The 18,363-nt window shown below is 46.3% G+C and carries 15 protein-coding genes, 7 tRNA genes, 1 pseudogene and 1 riboswitch; of the genes and pseudogenes, 10 read left to right on the plus strand and 13 right to left on the minus strand.

The features are described 5' to 3' along the window. Positions 1–55 precede the first annotated feature (55 nt). Both DXC01_RS14250 and DXC01_RS14255 read right to left on the minus strand, forming a co-directional pair. Positions 56–2,188 carry a glycogen debranching protein gene (locus DXC01_RS14250; protein ID WP_022213664.1) on the minus strand — a complete coding sequence of 711 codons (2,133 nt, stop codon included), beginning with the start codon at positions 2,186–2,188 and terminating at the stop codon, positions 56–58. 42 nt (positions 2,189–2,230) lie between these two features. Continuing rightward, complete coding sequence (locus DXC01_RS14255; protein ID WP_118699139.1) at positions 2,231–4,639, minus strand: CDP-glycerol glycerophosphotransferase family protein; 2,409 nt, start codon at positions 4,637–4,639, stop codon at positions 2,231–2,233. 416 nt (positions 4,640–5,055) lie between these two features. Here DXC01_RS14255 and DXC01_RS14260 point away from each other — a divergent pair, with 416 nt between their 5' ends. From DXC01_RS14260 to DXC01_RS14295, 8 genes and pseudogenes are all read left to right on the plus strand, one after another. After that, positions 5,056–5,244, plus strand: a complete 189-nt coding sequence (locus DXC01_RS14260; protein ID WP_118252912.1) for a hypothetical protein — start codon at positions 5,056–5,058, stop codon at positions 5,242–5,244. 169 nt (positions 5,245–5,413) lie between these two features. Then, positions 5,414–5,725 (plus strand): rhodanese-like domain-containing protein, encoded by a 312-nt coding sequence (locus tag DXC01_RS14265; RefSeq protein WP_022213667.1) that lies wholly within the window; start codon positions 5,414–5,416, stop codon positions 5,723–5,725. Between the two features lie 108 nt (positions 5,726–5,833). Further along, a pseudogene (gene tnpA, locus DXC01_RS21500) lies at positions 5,834–6,123 on the plus strand (IS200/IS605 family transposase); the annotation flags it as partial. An 18-nt stretch (positions 6,124–6,141) separates the two neighbouring features. After that, positions 6,142–7,245: an IS200/IS605 family element RNA-guided endonuclease TnpB gene (tnpB, locus tag DXC01_RS14275; protein WP_022213669.1), complete on the plus strand. Its 1,104-nt coding sequence runs from the start codon at positions 6,142–6,144 to the stop codon at positions 7,243–7,245. A gap of 162 nt (positions 7,246–7,407) precedes the next feature. Next, positions 7,408–7,953, plus strand: a complete 546-nt coding sequence (gene yfcE / locus DXC01_RS14280; RefSeq protein ID WP_118252911.1) for a phosphodiesterase — start codon at positions 7,408–7,410, stop codon at positions 7,951–7,953. Then, complete coding sequence (locus DXC01_RS14285) at positions 7,950–9,104, plus strand: THUMP domain-containing class I SAM-dependent RNA methyltransferase (protein ID WP_118252910.1); 1,155 nt, start codon at positions 7,950–7,952, stop codon at positions 9,102–9,104. The genes yfcE and DXC01_RS14285 overlap by 4 nt, the downstream gene beginning before the upstream one ends. Then, the gene (locus DXC01_RS14290) at positions 9,101–9,685 is read left to right on the plus strand and encodes an XTP/dITP diphosphatase (protein ID WP_118252909.1); all 585 of its coding nucleotides are present in this window, start codon (positions 9,101–9,103) and stop codon (positions 9,683–9,685) included. Before DXC01_RS14285 ends, DXC01_RS14290 begins: the two co-directional genes overlap by 4 nt. Then, on the plus strand, positions 9,682–10,161 hold the full coding sequence (locus DXC01_RS14295; protein WP_118252908.1) for a metallophosphoesterase family protein: 480 nt from the start codon (positions 9,682–9,684) through the stop codon (positions 10,159–10,161). The genes DXC01_RS14290 and DXC01_RS14295 overlap by 4 nt, the downstream gene beginning before the upstream one ends. Before the next feature lie 293 nt (positions 10,162–10,454). On the opposite strand, the gene DXC01_RS14300 is transcribed toward DXC01_RS14295, so the two are convergent. From DXC01_RS14300 to DXC01_RS14330, 7 genes are all read right to left on the minus strand, one after another. Further along, positions 10,455–10,536, minus strand: a tRNA-Leu gene (locus DXC01_RS14300). Between the two features lie 69 nt (positions 10,537–10,605). Then, positions 10,606–10,678: transfer RNA gene (locus tag DXC01_RS14305), tRNA-Lys, on the minus strand. Positions 10,679–10,689: 11 nt separating this feature from the next. After that, positions 10,690–10,761, minus strand: a tRNA-Gln gene (locus DXC01_RS14310). A gap of 10 nt (positions 10,762–10,771) precedes the next feature. Beyond that, positions 10,772–10,845 (minus strand) — tRNA-His (locus DXC01_RS14315). Between the two features lie 5 nt (positions 10,846–10,850). Then, a tRNA-Arg gene (locus DXC01_RS14320) sits at positions 10,851–10,924 on the minus strand. Positions 10,925–10,948: 24 nt separating this feature from the next. After that, positions 10,949–11,019, minus strand: a tRNA-Gly gene (locus DXC01_RS14325). Positions 11,020–11,052: 33 nt separating this feature from the next. After that, positions 11,053–11,127 (minus strand) — tRNA-Pro (locus DXC01_RS14330). Between the two features lie 308 nt (positions 11,128–11,435). Between DXC01_RS14330 and DXC01_RS14335 the strand changes: the two genes are divergently transcribed. Then, positions 11,436–12,170, plus strand: a complete 735-nt coding sequence (locus DXC01_RS14335) for an RNA polymerase sigma factor region1.1 domain-containing protein (RefSeq protein ID WP_118699140.1) — start codon at positions 11,436–11,438, stop codon at positions 12,168–12,170. 180 nt (positions 12,171–12,350) lie between these two features. Then, positions 12,351–12,725 carry a metal-dependent transcriptional regulator gene (locus DXC01_RS14340; protein WP_022213599.1) on the plus strand — a complete coding sequence of 125 codons (375 nt, stop codon included), beginning with the start codon at positions 12,351–12,353 and terminating at the stop codon, positions 12,723–12,725. Positions 12,726–12,826: 101 nt separating this feature from the next. On the opposite strand, the gene DXC01_RS14345 is transcribed toward DXC01_RS14340, so the two are convergent. The 4 genes from DXC01_RS14345 to DXC01_RS14360 form a co-directional block, all read right to left on the minus strand. Continuing rightward, on the minus strand, positions 12,827–13,729 hold the full coding sequence (locus tag DXC01_RS14345; protein WP_118252906.1) for a DMT family transporter: 903 nt from the start codon (positions 13,727–13,729) through the stop codon (positions 12,827–12,829). Positions 13,730–14,012: 283 nt separating this feature from the next. Next, positions 14,013–15,389, minus strand: a complete 1,377-nt coding sequence (locus DXC01_RS14350; RefSeq protein ID WP_022213601.1) for an NCS2 family permease — start codon at positions 15,387–15,389, stop codon at positions 14,013–14,015. Between the two features lie 36 nt (positions 15,390–15,425). Further along, positions 15,426–16,706 carry an amidohydrolase family protein gene (locus DXC01_RS14355; protein ID WP_118699141.1) on the minus strand — a complete coding sequence of 427 codons (1,281 nt, stop codon included), beginning with the start codon at positions 16,704–16,706 and terminating at the stop codon, positions 15,426–15,428. Positions 16,707–16,785: 79 nt separating this feature from the next. After that, positions 16,786–16,881: riboswitch (purine riboswitch) on the minus strand. 143 nt (positions 16,882–17,024) lie between these two features. After that, a complete protein-coding gene (locus DXC01_RS14360) occupies positions 17,025–18,257 on the minus strand; it encodes an argininosuccinate synthase (protein WP_022213603.1) in 1,233 nt (410 codons plus the stop codon). Positions 18,258–18,363: the final 106 nt, after the last annotated feature.

Genomic DNA, 18,363 nt, shown 5'->3' on the forward strand with positions numbered 1-18,363 from the left:
ATGTCGTGTAGAATGCCAGCTCGTTTTTGTATCTGTTATGTGCACAAACAGAAACTTAAAAATCCTTTCCGGTAAATACCGCAACCGTTCTCGGGCGCATGATGAAGCTGTGGTCGATGCGCGGGTCTTCGCCGTCCGGGTAGCAGTAACGGCCGTTTTCGTCGCCGTAAGTGTTGACGCTTAAGTGCCATGCACCGTGTCCTTTGAGACTTGGAAGGGTGATCGTTACATCCTCCCAGTAGGTGTTGACTGCCACGTAAACGAGGTCGTCCCTGCCTTTTTCTTTGTCATAGCCGGTGAAGCTTACGCAGAAGGTGCGGGCATCTCTCGGGATATCCACTTCGTCTGCGTTGATGTTGTGAGTGTGGATAGGGTCCATGCCACAGACGGAATCCGGGAGCTTCTTGTGGATAACTGTGTGCTGCTTGCGGAATGCAATCATAAATTTGAAGAATTCAAAGAGATCGCGGTTTTTGTCAAGCATGCGCCAGTCGAGCCAGGAGATCCTGCTGTCCTGACAGTAGCTGTTGTTGTTTCCGTATTTGGTATTTCCAAATTCATCGCCGGAGAGGAACATCGGTGTTCCGCGGCTGCACATCAGGACGGCACAGGCATTGCGGATCATGCGGTAGCGAAGTGCGAGAACTTCCGGATCATCAGTTTCACCTTCGGCACCACAGTTCCAGCTTCGGTTGTCGTTTGCACCGTCTGCATTGTCCCATCCATTTGCTTCATTGTGCTTATCGTTGTAAGCATAAAGATCATAAAGCGTAAATCCGTCATGGCAGGTGAGGAAGTTGACGCAGGAATTATAACCTGCATAATTGCTCTTGTTATTTCCATAGAAACCGCCATAAAGGTCACCGGAGCCGGAAATACTCCAGGCTGCATCCCACGCCTGCCAGCAGTCGCCCTTGAGGAAGCTTCGCAGAGAATCACGGTATCGTCCGTTCCACTCTGCCCATCGTCCGCTCGCCGGGAAACTTCCAACCTGGTAAAGACCGCCGGCATCCCATGCTTCCGCGATCAGCTTGACATTGCTTAAGATCGGGTCATCTGCGAGGGTACGCAGAAGCGGCGGGTTGTTCATCGGAGAACCGTCTTCATTTCGTCCAAGGATGCTGGCGAGGTCGAAGCGGAAGCCGTCAACACGGTAATTGATGGTCCAGTAACGCAGGCATTCCAGGATCAGCTGCTGAACGACAGGATGGTTGCAGTTCAGAGTGTTTCCACAGCCGCTGAAATTGTAGTAATTTCCGTCCGGAGTCAGCATATAGTAAATGTTATTGTCGAATCCCTTGAAACTGAAGGAAGGTCCTTTCTCATTGCCCTCTGCGGTATGATTGAATACAACGTCGAGGATGACTTCGATCCCGTTTGCATGAAGTTCACGGATCAGTGTCTTGAGTTCTGTACCTTCTCTGTTGTGCTCGTTGGCAGAAGAGTAGCTGCTGTTCGGAGCAAAAAAGCTCACGGTATTGTAGCCCCAGCATTCGAGTAGCTGTGTTCCGTCGACTGTCCTTGCGTTCATGGTCTCATCGAACTCAAAGATCGGCATCAGCTCGACCGCATTGATACCGAGTTCCTTGAGATAGGGGATCTTTTCCATCAGTCCGGCAAAAGTGCCTCGATGCTGAACCCCGGAAGAAGGATGGTGTGTGAAGTTTCTTACATGCAGTTCGTAGATGATAAGGTCGCAGAGCTCCTTCTTGGACTGCGGAACATCGCCCCAGTCGAAGGTGTCCTTGACCACTCGTGCATGGTAGGTATGGTCCCAGCGGATCCCCCAGGTCCTCTGACCGGCAACAGCTTTGGCGTAAGGGTCGAGGAGAACATTGTTTTTGTTGAATAAGAGTCCTTTTTCCGGACAGTATGGTCCGTCTACGCGGTAAGCATACTCGAATTCGTCGATGTTCAGTCCATAGACGATCATGGAATAGACATCGCCGATCTTGTAAGCCTCAGGGAAAGGAAGGACGGCAAAAGGCTCCTCCTGTGCACGATGGAAGAGAAGGAGTTCGCAGGAAGTTCCTCCGCAGGTGTGAATGGTAAAGTTCACACCGTTCTGAAGCGGGGTAGCTCCATTCAGGTCAAAAATACCCGGCCGTACCGGAAAACCGTCGATTTCAGCCATAGGTGTTGATTCAAGCGGGTGGTCGGATACAAATTTATGGTGATAAGATTTCATGATGTTTTCTCCGTTCCTGTAGTATAAAAGTGGATCAGCAGCTTACTCCTGGAAAAGTTTCTCACATTTCTGGATGATCTGCTGATTTCTTGTCTCGTAGTCGACATGAAGTGGATGAATCTTGCCGGAAGCATACATTTCCATGCCCTGAAGCACACCTTCTTCACTGTCAGGCAGAAGTGTGCCGCCGTATTCTTTGAGGAAAGATCTGGCTCCATTGACATCACAGGCTGCGACAGGAAGTCCGAGCACATCTGCCTCCGGGACGACCAGAACCTGTCCCTCATAGAAAGAGGAGAGAATAAAAAAGTCGCAGCGTTTCAGCACCGGCATCGGATTACTCATGGATTTAAGAAGTACGATGTGCCGTCCGGATTCCAGGCTTCTGGCAAGACGGCGAAGGCTTTCGTACAGGTCACCCATTCCGCCAATGATGATAAGCCATGTCTTTGGATGGCTGTGCCAGAAGGTGTCAAAGGCACGGATCAGGCGTTCCTGACCTTTCTCCGGGGCGTATCTTCCGATGTTGATAAATTTCGTACCGGAGCAGTCCAGGATTTTCTGGAGTTTCCTAAGAGAGACATTGGACTGGGTTTCCGGGTCAAAGGTCAGTGGAAGTTCTGCTCTGGAACGGATATTTTCGACATCCATGTAGTTGGCGATCACCTGTACATTGTCTGTGCGTCCACCGATGCGCTCTACGGCAGGACGGATATCCTCGCCGACCGGAACAACATGGTCATATGCTGCATAAGCATGACGAAGAAGTGGCAGGCTTGGATTTCCCTTGGCCTGGATCTCACGTTCCATGTCGTTATGCACCCAGATCGTTCTGGTGCAGGGAGCCTGTTCAAAGAGTGCGATCATGTAATTCTCGTAGCCGTCATAGTGAACGACCTGGTCAAAGGCTGCGTTTCCGAAATGTTTCTGCCATTCCCGGCGGTATGCTTTCTCAAGCCGTTTCCGGATGCCAAAAGAAGTGATCCCCCATTTCAGATACAGGATCTGTGCCACAGCGGTGAGGACATCGAGGTTCATTTCTGTGGCGAGAGGGTAGTAATGGTATCCCTCCGGCATTCCATTAAGCCGTTCCGGATGCTCCTTGAGGGACGGGGAACGGTAGGAAATATAATAGTCGCAGGCATCCGTATCGAGATGGCGGAGCATGCTGAAGTATGCGGTCGTGATCCCGTTTGGCTTGAGACTGCCGGCGTAGAGAAGGACTTTTTTCTTCGTTGTGACCGGCATTTTGTGTTCCTGACACAGATATTTGCCGAGAAGTACGTGGCGGCAGATATTGCGTGTCGCTTTCTGTCGGTCAAAGGTACAGTATTTGTCAAGAAATTCTCTGTCAGCACCGCCGCCCGGTTCCTGAAGTTCAGACAGGACTTCCTCCGGTGTTACTGCGATCGGGAACGGGTAGGAGCGGATGTCTTCGTACATGCCACGGTGTCCCATATAATCCTCAAGGTCATAGGCAAAGAGGATGATCTTACGACCAGTATTTGCAAAGTCGTACATGACGCTGGAATAATCTGTGATCAGTACGTCGCAGGCATTCAGTACATCGTAGGTGTCAAGTTCTGACGGGAACGGGCGGATGTGCCTGTAATTGTCGAGATCGAGCCCTTTCTGCACAAGTGGATGCAGCTTGAGAAGAAGAATCTGATCGTCCTGCATGCCCTTATCAATTACCTCAAGATAACTGCGTACCTGCTCTACGTAGGTATCGCCTTCTACATCATCGGTACGTCCGCGGAAGGTCGGCATATAGACGCTGAGCTGACATCCCTGGTAGCCCAGGACTTCCTTGAGGAGCCTGCCGTGTTCCTGGTCGAAGAAAATAGAATTTCGCGGATAGCCCTCGCGGAGAATCGTTCCCCGATAAAGTTCTTTGAGGTTAAAAGCTCCGGACATTTTTTCTTCCATATATAAATTAGGAAAAACGAGATAGTCGGACATCAGGAGATTTCGCATGATATTTCCCATGTCATAGCGTTCTTCCTCGTTGTCCTGTCCCATGCGTTTGAGCGGGGTACCGTGCCAGACGTTGAGATAAACCTGGCCTTTTTTCTTGATATAACGTCCCGGGAAGGTGGTGTCGTTGATGAGGTAGCCGGCCTTTGCCAGATGGTAATAGTAGTCCGGGGTGCTCATATGAACAATCTTATCCACGGAAATGTGATAATGAGCGAGTTTTTTCTCAATCTGTTCACGGGAGCTCTTCTGAACTGCCAGGACTTTTCGGAATTTGCGGTATTCCGGACGGGAAAGTTCTGTAAAGATCGCAAGAATATTGCTTTCCAGGGAAATCCCGCTTCTGGAAGCAAGGAGGATCTCACGGCGGTCGATCGGCACCTTTTCATAAAAGGTATTATAAAAAGGATACCAGGTACCGCTTTTGAGCTTGCGTATCACTTTATTTTTGAATGAATTGTTTGAATCTGCCATAATATTTTACCCTGTAAAAAAATTTATAGTTATCAATGGACTGTTTATATACAGTGTTTTTATATTTTATCACGAATAAATAAACATGAACAGGGATTAATATAAAAAGCCTTCCTCGGGGCGAATAACAGGGCAGATTTCACGAAAGTTATTGCTTTTTTGGCTGGATTATATTATAATCGTACTTGTAAAAAGAATTTACCCTTCAAAAATTTTTTTTACATAACCCCTTATTTAATTATTTATACTCCCCTGGAAATCCCTGGTAGCTCCCCTACCGGGGATTTCCTTTTATATAATAAATTTTGCTGCAAAACCTGCATAATTTTTGCCTCAGGAAGACATACTACCTGATGTAATAAGAAATAAAGATTGTTACTGTTCACAGTAACATGAACTACAGGAGGAATTTTCAAATGGCAAAAAATTATGAAAATGAGAACAAAACAAGCAACTACAGCACTGACAAAGCAACTTCAAAAAATGCGATGGGCAGCCAGGACAGCAGCAAAAATGCTTCCAGAAATTCTTCAAAAAATGCGTCCCGCAATAAGACATCTAACGCATATAATAAAGAACAGGATGACTATTCCGACAGATACTAAAGCGAAAACTTCAGGCAAATTTTCTCCCTTCTTCTTATGTAAAAAATAAAGAGCAGGCTTCGCCAGATAGGCGGAGCCTGTTCTGCGTTATGTGGTGCCAGGGATGGACAGCGGGAGGTTCCGGAAAGCAGGATCCTACATATAATATAAATAAAAAAGGAAGAATCATATGTTTCCTATCGAAACCATTTCTGCAAAAATGCTGGATTATTATGTGGACCGTCCGGACACACTGATCATAGATCTCCGGGAACCGGAGAGTTACCGAAAGAGCCATATCAGAGGAGCGGTAAACATTCCTTATGAAGAATTAAGCGAAAGTCCGCCGCTTCCGAAAGAAAAACTTCTTATCTTTTACTGCGACAGGGGCGGGGCAAGTATGGCTGCGGCACGTGATTATGTGCGGCGGGGATACAGAACAAGATCCGTTATAGGAGGATTTGGGGCATACAGGGGAAGAAATCGCACGTTTTCCGGATAAACAGGAATCCTCTGACTATGGAAAGAGCTTAGCCAGAGGATTTTTTGAAATAAGGCTACCGCAATCCCCCTGGCTTTAGACGGTGGGTTAAGGTAGCCAAAAGTAAAAAAATGTTATATACTTGAGATATGCCAAAGGCACAAAGTTATTATCAAATATATGGAAACGGATAAAGATCATATCCATTATATGATAGAAACATAACCGACAATGTCTGTCAGGAAGATTGTGGATCTGATGAAAAGTTATACAACATATTATATTTGGAAGAGATATCCGGATTATCTGCGCAAACATTTTTGGAAAGAACATACATTTTGGACAGATGGGTATTTTGTATGTAGTGTAGGAAATGTATCAGAAGAAATGCTAAAAAATATATCGATGGTCAGGGATGAGAAAGAAGGTGGCAGTAAATGTTAAAAGCATATAAATATAGAATATATCCTAATATGGAGCAGAGAGTACAGATAGCAAAAACATTTGGCTGCTGCCGTTTTGTCTATAACCGTACATTGGCATATCGGAAAGAAATGTACGAAAAAGAGAAAAAGTCTGTCAGCAAAACAGACTGCAATAATTACTGTAACAGAGAATTAAAGAAAGAAAATGAATGGCTGAAGGAAGTAGATAAATTTGCACTGACGAATGCCATTTATAATATGGATTCTGCATATCAGAAATTTTTCAAAGAACATGCAGGTTATCCGAAGTTTAAGAGCAAACATGACAGTCACAGATCATACACAACAAATTTTACAAATGGCAATATAGCAGCAGATTTTGAGAGAAATAAAGTAAAACTGCCTAAACTAAAGGAAGTAAAAGCAAAGCTGCATAGAAACTTTAGCGGGCAGATAAAGTCAGCAGCCGTATCTCAGGTACCAAGTGGAAAGTACTATGTATCATTATTGGTGGAAACGGAACATGAGGAACTGCAGCATACCAGTCATAGTATAGGTTTAGACTTGGGAATTAAAGATTTATGTATTACTTCTGCTGGAAAGAAATACATAAATCCCCAAATTATCAGGAAACATGAGAAGAAACTGATAAAATTGCAAAGGCAGTTAGCACATAAAGAAAAGAGAAGCCAAAATTACTATAAGATCAGGAAAAAGATAGCGTTATGCCATGAGAAGATAACAAATACCAGAAAAGATTATCTGCACAAGATCTCACATGAGCTCATCAGCGAAAACCAAGTGATAGTTTCAGAAGATCTACAGATAAAAAATATGGTAAAAAATCATCATCTGGCAAAATCTATAAGTGATGTATCGTGGTATGAGCTGACAAGGCAGTTAGAATATAAGGCAAAGTGGAATGGAAGGGAATATGTAAAAACAGATACATTTTATGCAAGCAGCCAGTTGTGCTCTGCATGTGGATATCAAAATACAGAGACGAAAGATCTGTCAGTAAGGGAATGGATATGTCCTGTTTGCGGGACGAAGCATGACAGAGATATTAATGCTGCAAAGAATATATTGGCAGAGGGATTAAGAAAAACAGCATAAGAAAATCAAATAATAGGGCAGGAATTGCCCGAATTAACGCCTGTGGAGTTAGTAGGTTACGAGGACGATGAAGCAGGAAGCCCATTGGCTTTAGACAATGGGTAATTCACAGTAGAATAAAAGAATGATATACTGGAAAAAAACTGATAGGAGAAACTTGCTATGAAATATATGTTTGCATCAGATGTACATGGTTCCGCCTTTTACTGCCGTAAAATGCTGGAAGCATACAGAGAAGAGGGCGCAGAGCGTCTGGTTCTGCTGGGCGACCTGCTCTATCATGGACCAAGAAACGATCTTCCGAAGGAATATGCTCCGAAGGAAGTGATCGCAATGCTCAACGAAATGAAAAATGAGATCTATGCAGTTCGAGGCAACTGTGAGGCAGAAGTAGACCAGATGGTACTGAATTTCCCGGTGATGGCAGATTACTGCATTCTGGCGATCGACGGGCTGACTTTTTATGCCACACATGGACATGTCTATAACGAAAACAACCTTCCGCCGTTCCGTGAAGGGGACATCCTGATCCACGGACATACACATGTGCTCAAGGCAGAGCAGAGAGAGGGCTACATCCTTCTGAATCCGGGTTCTGTTTCCATTCCGAAGGAAGGAAATCCGCCGACCTACGCAGTACTGGAAGACAAAGTATTCACAATTAAAGATTTTGATGGAAATATCATCAAGGAAATGAGGCTTGCATGAAATATATGGAACTGATCGCACCCTGTCACTTTGGTATGGAAGCGGTTCTGAAACGTGAGATCCTGGATCTGGGATATGAGATCAGCAAAGTAGAAGACGGAAAAGTTACTTTTCTGGCAGATGCAGAGGGCATCGCACAGGCAAACATGTTCCTCCGCACCACAGAGCGTATCCTTCTCAAGACAGGAGAGTTCAAGGCAGTGACTTTTGACGAACTGTTTGAGAAGACCAAGGCGATCCCGTGGGAAGAATATATCCCGAAGGATGGTAAATTCTGGGTGGCAAAGGCAAACTCCGTAAAAAGTGCTCTGTTCAGCCCGTCTGATATCCAGTCGATCATGAAAAAGGCGATCGTAGAACGACTCAAGAGCGTCTATGGGATCTCCTGGTTCCCGGAAGATGGAGCAAGTTTCCCGATTCGTGTTGCTTTTATGAAGGATGTGGCAACAATTGGGATCGACACTTCCGGCGTCTCCCTGCACAAACGAGGATACCGTCAGATGACCGTCAAGGCGCCGATCACAGAGACACTGGCTTCCGCGCTGATCATGTTGACTCCGTGGAACAAAGACAGGATCCTTGTCGATCCTTTCTGCGGAAGTGGAACTTTCCCGATCGAGGCTGCGATGATGGCAGCAGACATGGCACCGGGAATGAACCGTTCTTTCCTTGCAGAAGACTGGAAGCATCTGGTTCCACGTAAATGCTGGTATGATGCTCTGGAAGAAGCGCAGGACCGTGTAAATCTCGATATTGAGACAGACATCCAGGGTTACGATATCGATCCGGAAGCCCTCAAGGCAGCACGTTCCAATGCAAAGATGGCAGGAGTGGACAAGCTGATCCATTTCCAGCAGAGAGCAGTCAGGGATCTGAGCCATCCGAAGCCGTATGGATTTATCATCACGAACCCGCCATATGGCGAGCGTCTGGAAGAAAAAGAAGCCCTTCCGGCACTTTACAGAGAGATCGGAGAGAGTTTCAGCCGTCTGGACAAGTGGTCCATGTACCTGATCACATCCTACGATCATACAGAAAACGATATTGGCAAAAAAGCGGACAAAAACCGTAAGATCTATAATGGTATGCTGAAGACTTACTACTATCAGTTCCTTGGTCCGAAGCCGCCGAAGAGGAGAAAAGATTCATGAAAAAAGTGATTTTTGCAACAGGAAATGAAGGCAAGATGAAAGAGATACGTGAGATCCTCGGAGATCTTGACATCGAACTTCTTTCCTTAAAAGATGCCGGAATTCACGCCGACATCGTAGAAGATGGAAAAACATTCGAAGAAAACGCCCAGATCAAGGCAAAAGCGATCCGCGACCTGACAGGAGAGATCGTTCTTGCAGACGATTCTGGTCTGGAGATCGACTATCTCAACAAAGAGCCGGGAATCTATTCTGCGCGATATATGGGAGAGGATACCTCCTATCATATCAAGAACGCCAAACTGATCGAACGCCTCGAAGGAGTCCCGGATGAAAAAAGAACCGCCAGATTCGTCTGTGCGATCGCAGCGGCTTTTCCTGATGGAAGCGTCAAGACCGTAAGAGAGGCAATGGAGGGCAGGATCGGCTACGAAGAAAGCGGAGCCAACGGCTTCGGCTACGACCCGATCTTTTATCTCCCGGAGTACGGCTGCACCTCAGCAGAACTCTCCATGGAAGAAAAAAACAAGATCAGCCACAGAGGGAAGGCTCTGCGCGCCATCAAGGACGCACTCCGATGAAAATCCTCGTAGTCAGCGACACCCACGGCAGAGACGAAAACTTCGAACAGGCAGTCATGCAGGAAGCTCCCTTCGACATGCTGATCCACTGCGGTGACGTAGAAGGCAGAGAAATCTTCATAGAAGCCCTCACCGAGTGCCCCTGCCATATCGTTTCAGGAAACAACGACTTCTTCTCAGACCTTCCAAGAGAAGAAATAGTAGAAGCAGGCAACAACCGGATCTTCGTCACCCACGGCCACTACTACGGCGTTTCCATGGATATCACAGGTGTCATCGACGAAGCCAAAGACCGCGGCTGTAACGCCGTCTTCTTCGGCCACACCCACAAACCCCTTTTGGAAACCATAGACGGTGTCCTAGCCCTAAATCCCGGAAGCCTGACCTACCCCCGCCAAAGAGGCCGGCGGCCAAGCTACGCCATCGTAAACCTAGACCAAACCGGTCACCTAACCGCCGAACTAAAACACCTATAACAATTATTTAATAAGCTAAACAAAACTGTACAAAAGAAAGCCCATAAATAAGACCGCAACGCACCTCTTATTTATGGGCTTTCGCCACCAACAATCTGAAAAAAGACCAGATTCCCCTTGCCCACACGGCAACCAGGAATCCGGTCTTTCTTCTACACATTACAAATCTGAAACCCCAAGGCTCATGCTTCCAAAAAAGCCCAGGGTGTGCAGAGGGACTGGCGAAGTCCCTTTGCGAAATATCCCCACGCAGTGGGAAACTGGATCATAAGGCTTCCAAGCCTTATAAAAAATGCGGATAACAGGACTTGAACCTGCACGTCGTTCAACACCAGAACCTAAATCTGGCGCGTCTGCCAATTCCGCCATATCCGCAGGATAGGATAGCATCCAAACTTCCTAATAAAATAATAAAAAACACTATCTAAACGATAGTGTTTCAAGTGAGACATCGGGGATTCGAACCCCGGACAACTTGATTAAAAGTCAAGTGCTCTACCAACTGAGCTAATATCCCATAATATAAGACTGGGCTAGCTGGATTCGAACCAGCGAATGCAGCAGTCAAAGTGCTGTGCCTTACCGCTTGGCGATAGCCCAAAGGCGAAAGGGTGGATACAGGGATTCGAACCCTGGGCCTCCAGAGCCACAATCTGGCGCGCTAACCAACTGCGCTATACCCACCACAGCGTGCCTGAAGGGATTCGAACCCCCGACCCACGGCTTAGAAGGCCGTTGCTCTATCCAGCTGAGCTACAGACACATTTCTCTGCTTCGCTTACAGAGAAGCGGGTGATGGGAATCGAACCCACGTATCCAGCTTGGAAGGCTGGTGTTCTACCATTGAACTACACCCGCAATTCGCTGAAACGGTAAAAGTTGTTTACAGCATCGGGGTGACAGGATTCGAACCTGCGGCCTCCTGGTCCCAAACCAGGCGCTCTAGCCAAGCTGAGCCACACCCCGTTAACGGTATTTAGTTGTTTGCGTTTTTGCTATGTCGCTCAACGCAAGACATATTATATATTAGGCATATCCAAATGTCAACAACTTTTTTGAAAAAAATTGAAAAAAATTTTAAAAATGCCGCAAAGCCTTATTTTATGCGGGTTTCCGGGCAAAAAAATTACGTTAAATACGCTTCTGGTTGGAAAAATCACAAGAAAATGATAAAATATGATACAATGATACAACAAAAAATAATTTCAGAAAAAACAAAACATCAACCATGTTTTTACACAATCCATACTTAATTTTATAGAAGGAGACCTAAAATGAACGTACAGGAATTTCAGAACAAATTAAAAGAAATACAGACCATCGCCAAAGCAAATGGCAATTCCCTTACCGCGATCCAGATCCGCGATACCTTCGCAGGAATGGAACTCGACAAGACACAGCTCCTTGGAGTACTCAAATATTTAACCTCCCAGGGAATCCAGATCGAAGGAATGGAAGACAGTGCCACAGAGGAAACCAAAGAGCCAGAACGAAAGAAAATCCCGCTGACCCCGGAAGAAGAAACTTACCTCAGGAATTATCTTGAAGAACTTCCGGAACTTTCCATAGATACTGCCCAGGCTTTTGCCGCACTTGCAAACGGAGATCAGGATGCGCTGCAGTCCCTTACTTCTTATTATATGAAAGAAACAGCGAAGATGGCAGCAGACATGAATGCAGAGGAGATTTTTCTTGCAGATCTGATCCAGGAGGCAAATCTGGCACTGATCCAGGCGCTTGGAAGCGCCGGAAACGAAGTCAGAGATGAAAAATGGCTCATGAATGAAGTCCGTAAAGGGATCATCGCAGTTCTGGAAGAACAGACCCAGAGAAAATTCGCAGACGACAGCCTGGTAGCCCGTGTAGAGAAGCTTGAAAGTGCAGTCCGCGAACTGAATGACGATGAAGATGATAAGAATGCTTTCAGCATTGATGAGCTTGCGATCATTCTTGACATGAAAGTAGATGAGATCCGCGATGTCCTCCGCCTGACCGGTGACGATAAATAAAAAAGTTTTCCCCTAGTGTGCTGTCTCATTGACTTTCAGTTAAATAACGCGAAATGTCAATGATACAGTACACTAGATGCTCACAGTTAGTTGAGAAAAACAATCGCCGCGATAACGCCCATAACTGTTGAAATATGTCGATTTTTATGATACTATAAACAACATACGGGAGGTATTTTTATGCAGATTAGAGAATCAGCGGAGGATTATCTGGAAGCGATTCTGGTTTTATCCAAAAAAGGCGGCGGGGTGCGCTCTGTTGACATTGCATCTATGCTGGGAGTTTCCAAACCGAGCGTAAGCCATGCAATGAAATTATTAAGAGAAGACGGTTATATCGCAATGGACCGTTATGGCACGGTCACATTGATGGACAAGGGTTCAGAGATCGCACACAGGATTTATGAGAGACATACTGTTTTGACCAAGATGCTTGAGGGACTTGGTGTTTCACCGGAGGTTGCAAGGGCAGATGCCTGCAAGATGGAGCATGATGTCAGCGACGAGAGCTTCGAGAAGATCAAGGAGCATCTGACAGCCAAGGGCGAGATCTGACAGTATATGAAATACAATAACGAAATACAGAAGGTCATCACGATCAGAGTTTTCTGAAAGTGATGACCTTTTTTGTTGCGTGGAAATAACGTTGAGATTATTTATGCGGCAGGATTTTTCTGCGGGAGCTGTGCAAGGATGATCGCACCGAACATCAGCACACAGCCAAAAATCTCACGGCCGCTTAAGTTTTGTCCAAGGATCAGCCAGCCGGCGAGCACGGAAATGCAGGATTCCAGGCTGAGGATCAGGGAGGCTACGGTCGGGTTCATGCCTTTCTGACCGACGATCTGCAGGGTGTAGGCAACTCCGCAGGACATAACTCCGGCATAGAGGATCGGAACTTTGGCTGCAAGGATGCCTGCGAGATCCGGACTTTCAAAGAGCAAGGCAGGGAGCCCGGAGAGGATACCGCAGACCAGGAACTGGATGCAGGACATTTTTACGCCGTCTACCAGAGGTGAGAAATGGTCGATCACCAGGATATGCAGGGAAAAAAGTACTGCACAGATCAGCACGAGCAGCTCTCCCTTGCCAATGGCAAATCCCTCGCCCGGTGTCAGGCAGAGAAGGTACAGACCGCATAAGGAAAGGATTACGGCGATCCAGATAAACGGGCTGCATTTTTTCTTAAGGAAGATACCGATGACCGGAACGATGATGATGTAGCAGGCGGTGATGAATCCGGCTTTGCCGACGGTGGTGTATTTGATACCGAATTGCTGGAAGTTGCTTGCAAGGCAGAGCAGGATACCGCAGCAGATACCGCCGGTGATCAGAGTTTTGCGGTCAGAAGGTGTCTGTTCACTGGCAGATCTGGTCTTACCAAGTCCCCAGATGACAGGCAGCAGTGCGATCGCACCGATGATATTTCGAACGGCATTGAAGGTAAAGCCTCCAATATAGTCCATGCTGACGCTCTGTGCGACAAAAGCCACACCCCAGATGGTGGCGGTCAGCAAAAGCAAAAGCGAATTCCTGACCGGAACAGATTCTTTTTTCATAATATTTCTCCTCGTAGTGTAAGATACTTACGAATCACTCCGATGCTCTGCATCTTCCGTGATTCTGCAAATATTCGGAATCCGTAGATTTACTGCGTAAATCACTACTTCCTCATATTTGGCGGGTTTCAAATGGATATGCCCTTTCATGCAAGCATGAAAGTCATATCCGTTTGAAACCCTGGTATCACTAGTATACTGCATAACTATGCATTGATAAAGAGTGAAAATAAAAAAATAAGAGCTCCGCATGTGCAGAGCCCTTATGAATAATTATAACTATTTAGATGAAGATATATTTCAGTACAAATAATACGGCGAGAACGTACATCAATGCACTGATCTTCTTTTCTTTGGCTTTGCCGGTGATCAGGTTGATCACTACGTAGGAGATAACTCCCATGGAGATACCTTCGGAAATACTGTACATGAATGGCATTGCGATGATCGCGATAAAGCACGGGATCGCTTCTGTCATGTCACTGAAATCAATCTTGGTGACAGAGGTCAGCATCAGGTAACCTACGACGATCAGAGCCGGTGCTGTCGCAAAGGAAGGAATTGCCAGGAAGATCGGGGAAAGCAGAAGAGAAAGTGCAAACAGGATACCTGCTACTATGGAGGTGAGTCCTGTACGTCCGCCTTCTGCAACACCGGAGGCACTTTCGACAAAGGTGGTAACAGTGGAAGTACCGCACATAGCACCTACAGTTGTTCCGACAGCGTCAGAGAGCAGGGCACCTTTGATATTCGGAAGCTTGCCGTCCTTATCGAGCATGTCAGCTTTGGAAGCCACACCGATCAGGGTTCCAAGAGTATCAAACATATCTACAAACAGGAATGCAAACATGATGACTACGAAATCCAGTGAAAATACAATGGAAAAATCCATCTTCATAAAGGTCGGAGCCATGCTTGGCACAGAGATTCCGCTTGAAAAATCAGGAAGCAGGCTGTAATATCCGAGGTCAGCATTCGGTACATACAGATGTGTAAGCTGACAGATGATCCCGAGAACCCAGGTGATCAGGATGCCCCAGAGGATGCTGCCTTTAACGTCCTTGGCAAGAAGGATGGCTGTAACCAGGATACCGATCAGCGCAAGGAGAACAGTAATGCCCTGTGAGGAAAAAGTTCCTTCTGCAACAGAGGATTTGAAGGAAAAGATGCTTACCAGTGTAGAGTCATTTCCAACAACGATCTTGGCGTTCTGGAGTCCGATAAATGCGATAAAGAGGCCGATACCTACAGATACGGCGTGTTTCAGGTTCATCGGAATGGAGTTGAAGATCGCTTCACGAACATTGGTGAGGGAAAGCAGGATAAAGATGATACCCTCTGCAAATACTGCTGCAAGTGCCTGCTGCCAGGAATATCCCATACCAAGGACTACGGTGTAGGTAAAGTATGCGTTCAGACCCATTCCAGGAGCAAGAACGAATGGATAGTTGGACAGAAGTGCCATCAGACAGCTTGCGATAAATGCGGACAGTGCGGTTGCTGTAAAGACAGATCCGCGGTCCATGCCGGATGCAGACAGGATATTCGGGTTGACAGCCAGGATATAGGCCATTGTCATAAAGGTTGTGATTCCTGCCATGACCTCAGTTTTGACGTCTGTGTGGTTTTCTTTGAGGTGGAAAAGTTTGTCGAGATTCATATAAGTACCCCCTTCGTATGGTGCACAGCCTGTGCACTAAAAGATTTTGTTTCCGGAAACATATTTTCCGGTGATGCATCTGTCATCCGAAAGATAGATCAGTCTCTCAAGTCTTTCACGTGCCGTCAGTGGCTGAGGATGACGGAGACCCCGATCATCCAGGATCAGAGCATCAAACTCATAGTCTTCCAAAAAAGTTCCGACCTTTCCAAAGAAAGCTCCACCGCCCATGGTTGCCATATAGAAAGCTTCTTCCAGGGAAAGCGGCTTCAGGAAATCATCCACAAGCCTCCATCGAAGCTTGGATACCTGAATGGCATCAGCGATCGCGCGGAGCATGGACAGGGAATGACCACCCGCAATATCCGTGCCAAGTCCGATGTGAAGATCTTCTTCGAGATAACGCCGTACAGGGGCGATGCCGGAAGAAAGATTCGTGTTGGACTGAGGACAGTGGGCGACAAAAACTCCCCGCTTTTTCATAAGGGCGATCTCAGCATCTGAACTGTAGACACAGTGTGCCATGATCGCAGGGCAGTCAGGACTGCCAAAAAGACCAAACTGATCGTATGCCTCTCCATAAAAAGAAGTATTAGGGCACAGTTCGTGTACCCAGGCAATTTCACTCTGGTTCTCGGAAAGATGGGACTGTACCGGAAGACGGTAAGTTCTCTGGAGTTCTGCCAGCGCATTCATAAGCTCATCTGTGCAGGAAGGGGTGAAACGTGGTGTGAGAATCGGCTTGACGTTCTCATATTTTCCGGCAGTGTCAGTGAGCCAGCGGACAGTATCTCCCGCAGAAACAACAGCGCTTTTTTCCTGAAGGTCAGCAGTTCCATTGCGGTCCATATTGACCTTTCCGATATAGGTTTTGAGACCTGTTTTTTCCATGAGATCCATCAGAAGTTCGGTTGCCTCTACATGCAGGGTTGCAAAGATGGAAGCACGTGTCGTGGCACTCTGGCGCAGATCCTCTGCAAAGATAGAATAGGCTTTCTCGGCGTAACTGAGATCTGCATAGCGGGCTTCCTCCGGGAAAGTAACCTGATTCAGCCATTCCAGCAGTTCCAGATCCATATACATGCCGTGAAATGCATACTGCGGAGCGTGAAGGTGGAGATCGTTCATTCCCGGAATGATAAGCTGATCGCCCACATCTTCAACAGGAATTCCTTCAAACTGAGCCGGAAGCTCCGGGAAAACACCGACAGTACGTCCGTCCTGACAGACGATAAATGCATTCTCAAGGCAGGTCAGGTTCTGTGAGTCTGTGCTGAAACATACCGTTCCTCTGATGGCAAAAGTGGTTGGTTTCATATAAGCTACCTCCTTTTTGGTCTGGAACCTTCCGGGCAAAAAAAATACCGGATATTTTGCCCGAAAAGTTACTGTAAACAAAGTAAACAGTAACACTTATAGGCAACTATTACGGTAGTTGGTAGAGACGTCCAACCAATTATGGACCTATATAAGTTTTACACTATTGTTTATGAAATTATTATAAAATAGGAAGTGTTTTCTGTCAAATATAAAATGAAAACTTCTATGTATAATATTGTACAAAAAAATTGCATAAAATTTGGTATAAAAAATCCGGCAGTCTGAAAACAGACCGCCGGAAAATAAAAGCTATGATTATTTGTTGTTTTTGTTCTTCTCAACTTCCAGTAATTTCATTGCACGAACTTTGAGCGGAAGACCGAACAGAGTGATGAATCCGTCTGCATCGTGGTGGTCATACATGTCACCTGTTGTGAAGGATGCAAGAGATTCGTTGTACAGGCTGTATGGAGAAGTTGTACCAGCTTTGATGATGTTTCCTTTGTAAAGTTTGAATTTAACTTCACCGGTTACATATTTCTGAGTGGACTCTACGAATGCCTGGAGTGCCTCGCGGAGTGGTGTGAACCATTTTCCTTCGTATACGACCTGAGCGAACTGGCTGCCGATCTTTTTCTTGGCTTCCATGGTGTCACGGTCAAGGATCAGTTCCTCGAGCTGCTCATGAGCTGCCATCAGGATAGTTCCGCCAGGAGTCTCATATACACCACGGGATTTCATACCAACAACACGGTTTTCTACGATATCAACGATACCGATACCGTTCTCGCCGCCAAGACGGTTGAGCTCTGTGATGATCTCGGAAACTTTCATTGCTTTGCCGTTGAGAGTCTTCGGAACACCTTCCTCAAATGTCATGGTTACTTCTGTTTCTTTATCTGGTGCTTTTTCAGGAGTTACACTTAAAACGAGCATGTCGTCATAGTTCGGAGCCTGGGAAGGATCTTCGAGTTCAAGTCCTTCATGGCTGATATGCCATAAGTTACGGTCACGGCTGTAGCTGTGGCTTGCATCGAATGGAAGGTTGATTCCATGAGCCTGGCAGAATGCGAGCTCATCATCACGGGACTGCATGGTCCATACATCTGTCATTCTCCAAGGAGCGATGATCTTGATGTCCGGAGCAAGTGCTTTGATACCAAGTTCGAAACGGATCTGGTCGTTACCTTTACCGGTAGCACCGTGGCAGATAGCAACAGCGTTTTCTTTACGTGCGATCTCAACGAGTTTCTTGGCGATCGCCGGACGGGCCATGGAAGTTCCGAGCAGATATTTGTGTTCGTATACAGCGCCTGCCTGTACGCATGGCATGATGTAGTTGTCGCTGAAATCATCAACGATGTCTTCGATGTATAATTTGGAAGCTCCGGAAAGTTTCGCTCTCTCATCCAGACCATCCAGTTCGTTTCCCTGTCCGCAGTTTACACAGCAGCAGACAACTTCGTAATCAAATGTTTCTTTCAGCCACGGGATCAGTGCTGTGGTATCAAGACCACCTGAGTATGCAAGTACAACTTTTTCTTTCATAATGTATTCCTCCTGAAAATTTAATGTCCTGCACTTGGCAGATACATGAATATTTGATATTATAAAAGGCAAAGATTCCTGCGCTTTAGTGTGATTGTATGATAAA

This window comes from Blautia sp. OM07-19 (assembly GCF_003481595.1).
Taxonomy (GTDB): Bacteria; Bacillota; Clostridia; order Lachnospirales; family Lachnospiraceae; genus Blautia_A; species Blautia_A intestinihominis.